Origin of the sequence: Streptomyces sp. 13-12-16 (genome assembly GCF_002114215.1) — a bacterium.
Taxonomy (GTDB): domain Bacteria; phylum Actinomycetota; class Actinomycetes; order Streptomycetales; family Streptomycetaceae; genus Streptomyces.
Map to the genome: position 1 here is coordinate 8,937 of NZ_NCTE01001213.1, position 4,188 is coordinate 13,124.

The 4,188-nt window shown below is 71.5% G+C and carries 4 protein-coding genes; 2 read left to right on the top strand and 2 right to left on the bottom strand.

What is annotated here, in order from left to right; genetic code table 11:
* Window positions 1–342: 342 nt before the first annotated feature.
* On the bottom strand, window positions 343–1,167 hold the full coding sequence (locus tag B7767_RS37930) for a purine-nucleoside phosphorylase (RefSeq protein ID WP_073932136.1): 825 nt from the start codon (window positions 1,165–1,167) through the stop codon (window positions 343–345).
* A gap of 89 nt (window positions 1,168–1,256) precedes the next feature.
* The gene (locus B7767_RS37935) at window positions 1,257–1,697 is read right to left on the bottom strand and encodes a gamma-glutamylcyclotransferase (protein WP_085575955.1); all 441 of its coding nucleotides are present in this window, start codon (window positions 1,695–1,697) and stop codon (window positions 1,257–1,259) included.
* A gap of 86 nt (window positions 1,698–1,783) precedes the next feature.
* On the opposite strand from B7767_RS37935, the gene B7767_RS37940 reads away from it, so the two are divergent.
* Entirely contained in the window at window positions 1,784–3,244 is a 1,461-nt protein-coding gene (locus B7767_RS37940; protein ID WP_352382579.1) for an NAD(P)H-quinone dehydrogenase, read from the top strand.
* Window positions 3,245–3,354: 110 nt separating this feature from the next.
* On the top strand, window positions 3,355–4,188 hold an 834-nt coding region (locus B7767_RS37945; protein WP_085575957.1), incomplete at its 3' end, for a DeoR/GlpR family DNA-binding transcription regulator.

The window sequence follows — 4,188 nt, forward strand, 5'->3', positions numbered from 1 at the left end:
CCGTCCCCTTCCCGCCGTACGCGGCGCAACCGCGGGCAGTCGTGCCTCCCCCAGTGCCTCAAAGGCCTGGGAGGTACCCCCAGGGCGATGGGGGTGCCCCCGCCCGAGCGCAGCCGAGGGTGGGGGAGGGTGGGCGCTGGGGGTACCCCCTCCGGGGGAGGCACCCCGTAAGCGCCGGGCTGCGCGGACCCCCCGGTCCACGCCAACGCCGGGGCACCCCGTAACGCGCCGGAACGCGGCTCCCCCGCCCGCAACAGCGCGAAGCGCTCCGTGAGGTGCCGGGACGGCCGCAGCCCGGTGCGCGTCACAACGCGTCGCGCACCGGAGAAGCGGGCTCCGCGCCTACAGGCGACCGAGCACCTGCCCCAGCAGGGACCCCATCCGCGTCGCGGAGTCCCGGCCCGCCTGGAGAACCTCCTCGTGGTTCAGCGGCTCGCCCGTCATCCCCGCGGCCAGGTTGGTGACCAGGGAGATGCCCAGGACCTCCGCCCCCGCCTCACGCGCGGCGATGGCCTCGAGGACCGTCGACATGCCGACCAGGTCCGCGCCGATCACCCGGGCCATCCGGATCTCCGCCGGGGTCTCGTAGTGCGGGCCGGGGAACTGGGCGTAGACCCCCTCCTCCAGCGTGGGGTCGATCTCCTTGCACAGCGCCCGCAGGCGGGGCGAGTAGAGATCGGTGAGGTCGACGAAGTTCGCGCCGACGATCGGCGAGGTCGCCGTGAGGTTGATGTGGTCGCTGATCAGGACCGGCTGGCCGGGACGCATGCCCGCGCGCAGGCCCCCGCAGCCGTTCGTCAGGACGATCGTCTTCGCCCCGGCGGCCACGGCCGTACGGACGCCGTGGGCCACCGAGGCGACCCCGCGTCCCTCGTAGTAGTGCGTACGGCCCAGGAACACCAGGGCCCGCTTCGCACCGATGGCGTACGAGCGGATCTTGCCGCCGTGACCCTCCACCGCCGGCGGCGGGAAGCCGGGCAGCTCGGTGACCTGGAGCTCGGCCTCGGGAGTGCCGAGGGCGTCCACGGCCGGGGCCCAGCCGGAGCCCATCACGAGGGCGACGTCGTGGGTCTCGGCGCCGGTGAGTTCGCGCAGGCGCGCGGCGGCGGCGTCGGCTGCGGCGTACGGGTCGCCCTGGATGTCGTCCGGAAGAAGAGAAGCGTTCACGCGATGAGGGTAGCCGGTATTCGCCTACGCGCGTAGATGTCGGAGCGAAAGGGTTGGCGATCGTTGTCTTGTCGTTTCCCCCGAGGGGGTCAGCAGGGGCGCTTGCGGAGTTCCATCACGTAGTCGTGGGGCGCGCCCGCGGACTCCGCCGCGTCGGCGATCTCGCCCAGGTAGCGGGCCGCGGGGAGGCCGCCCTCGTAACTGTTGAGGACGTACGTCCAGGCCGGCTCCTCGCCGTCCAGGGTGTGCACGCGCACCCGGGTGCGGCGGTAGAGGTCCAGGCCGCCCGCGCCCTCCCAGCGGTCCAGGGACTCCTCGTCCATCGGGGCGATGTCGTAGAGGGAGACGAAGACCGCCGAGATCGGGTCCTCGACCAGCGTGGCCAGCGCGCCCTCCCAGCCCATGTGCTCGCCCCCGAACGTCAGTCTCCACCCGTTCAGCCAGCCGGTGGCGCGCAGCGGCGAGTGCGGGGCGCGGCGGGACATCAGCCGCGCGTCGAGATTGGCGGCGTACGCGGCGTAGAGCGACATGGGGGAAGGGTACGGCAGTGGGAACGGGCGCCACCTTCGGTAACGGGGGAGCCACGGCTGAGGCCCCCGGGCGGTCGCACGGTGAAGTGTGCGGGACAATGGAGTACGTGACTCGGATCGTGATCATCGGTGGCGGACCCGGCGGATACGAAGCGGCGCTGGTCGCCGCACAGCTCGGCGCGGAGGTGACCGTCGTCGACTGCGACGGCCTGGGCGGGGCGTCGGTGCTCACCGACTGCGTGCCGTCCAAGACCCTGATCGCCACGGCCGAGGTGATGACCACCTTCGACTCCTCGTACGAGGAACTGGGCATCATCGTCGCCGACGACACCCCGCCCATGGAGCAGGCCGCCCGGGTGGTGGGCGTGGACCTCGGCAAGGTCAACCGGCGTGTGAAGCGGCTCGCACTGGCCCAGTCCCACGACATCACCGCCTCGGTGACCCGGGCCGGCGCGCGCGTGCTGCGCGGGCGGGGCCGGCTGGAGGGCATGCAGGCGCTCGACGGATCGCGGAAGGTCGTCGTCCGCGCCGCGGACGGGACCGAGGAGACGCTCACCGCCGACGCCGTGCTGATCGCGACCGGCGGGCACCCGCGCGAGCTGCCGGACGCCCGCCCCGACGGCGAGCGGATCCTGAACTGGACCCAGGTGTACGACCTGAACGAGCTCCCCGAGGAGCTCATCGTGGTCGGATCGGGTGTCACGGGCGCCGAGTTCGCCGGTGCCTACCAGGCGCTCGGTTCGAAGGTGACGCTCGTGTCCTCGCGCGACCGGGTGCTGCCGGGCGAGGACCCGGACGCCGCCGTCGTGCTGGAGGACGTCTTCCGCCGTCGCGGGATGAACGTCATGGCGCGCTCGCGGGCCCAGGCCGCGAAGCGGGTCGGGGACCGGGTGGAGGTGACGCTCGCCGACGGCCGCGTCATCACCGGCTCGCACTGTCTGATGGCCGTGGGCGCCATCCCGAACTCCGAGGGCATGGGCCTGGAGGAGGCCGGGGTCAGGCTGCGGGAGTCCGGCCACATCTGGACCGACAAGGTCTCCCGGACGACGGCTCCCGGCGTCTACGCCGCCGGTGACGTCACCGGCGTCTTCGCGCTCGCCTCGGTGGCGGCGATGCAGGGCCGTATCGCCATGTACCACTTCCTGGGCGACGCGGTGGCCCCGCTGAACCTGAAGACGGTCTCGTCGAACGTCTTCACCGACCCCGAGATCGCCACCGTCGGCTACTCCCAGGCCGACGTCGACGCCGGCAAGATCGACGCCCGCGTGGTGAAGCTGCCGCTGCTGCGCAACCCGCGCGCGAAGATGCAGGGCATCCGCGACGGCTTCGTCAAGATCTTCTGCCGTCCGGGCACCGGCATCGTGGTGGGCGGTGTGGTCGTCGCGCCGCGCGCCTCGGAACTCATCCACCCCATCTCGATCGCGGTCGACAACAACCTGACGGTGGAACAGATCGCGAACGCCTTCACGGTCTACCCCTCGCTGTCGGGCTCGATCGCCGAGGTGGCACGGCAGTTGCACACGCGGAAGGCCGGCGAGGAGGTCTGACGGTCCGAAACGACGGTCCTATACCACTTGGTGCGGGGCCGTGCGAACAACTTCTGCTATTCAGCGCAAACTGCTGAAAGCAGACGGTCGTCGGCGTTACTGTCAGTTTCGTGTTCGCTGCAGAACGTCGTCAATTGATCCTCGAAATGGTGCGAGCGAACGGGGCCGTGTCGCTCCGTGAGCTCGCCCGCGTCGTCCAGACCTCCGAAGTGACCGTACGGCGGGACGTGCGCGCGCTGGAGGCAGAAGGACTCCTCGACCGCCGGCACGGCGGTGCGGTACTGCCGGGCGGTTTTACGCGAGAGTCCGGTTTTCCGCAGAAGTCACATCTCGCGACCGCCGAGAAGACCGCCATCGCCGACCTCGCCGCGAATTTCGTGGAAGAGGGCGAGGCCATCGTGGTCGGCGCGGGTACCACCACGCAGGAGCTGGCCCGCCGGCTGGCCCGGGTGCCCGGCCTCACGGTCGTCACCAACTCCCTGCTGGTCGCCCAGGCGTTGGCGCACGCCAACCGGGTGGAGGTGGTGATGACCGGCGGTACGCTCCGCGGCTCGAACTACGCCCTGGTGGGCAGTGGTGCCGAGCAGTCCCTGCAGGGGCTGCGGGTGTCCCGGGCGTTCCTCTCCGGGAGCGGCCTCACCGCCGAGCGCGGGCTGTCCACGTCCAACATGCTGTCGGCATCGGTCGACCGGGCATTGGTGCAGGCCGCGGCGGAGGTGGTGGTCCTCGCGGACCACACCAAGCTCGGTACGGACACGATGTTCCAGACGGTGCCCACGGATCTGATCACGCGACTGGTGACGGACGAGCCGGCCGGGCATGACGACCGGGCGGCGACCGAGTTGCAGGCGCTGGCCGATCAGGGCGTGCAGATCGCTGTCGCGGGGGCGGGGGGTGAGGGGGGCTCGGCGGGGCGTCAACGCCGGGAGGTTCCTCTTCCCGGG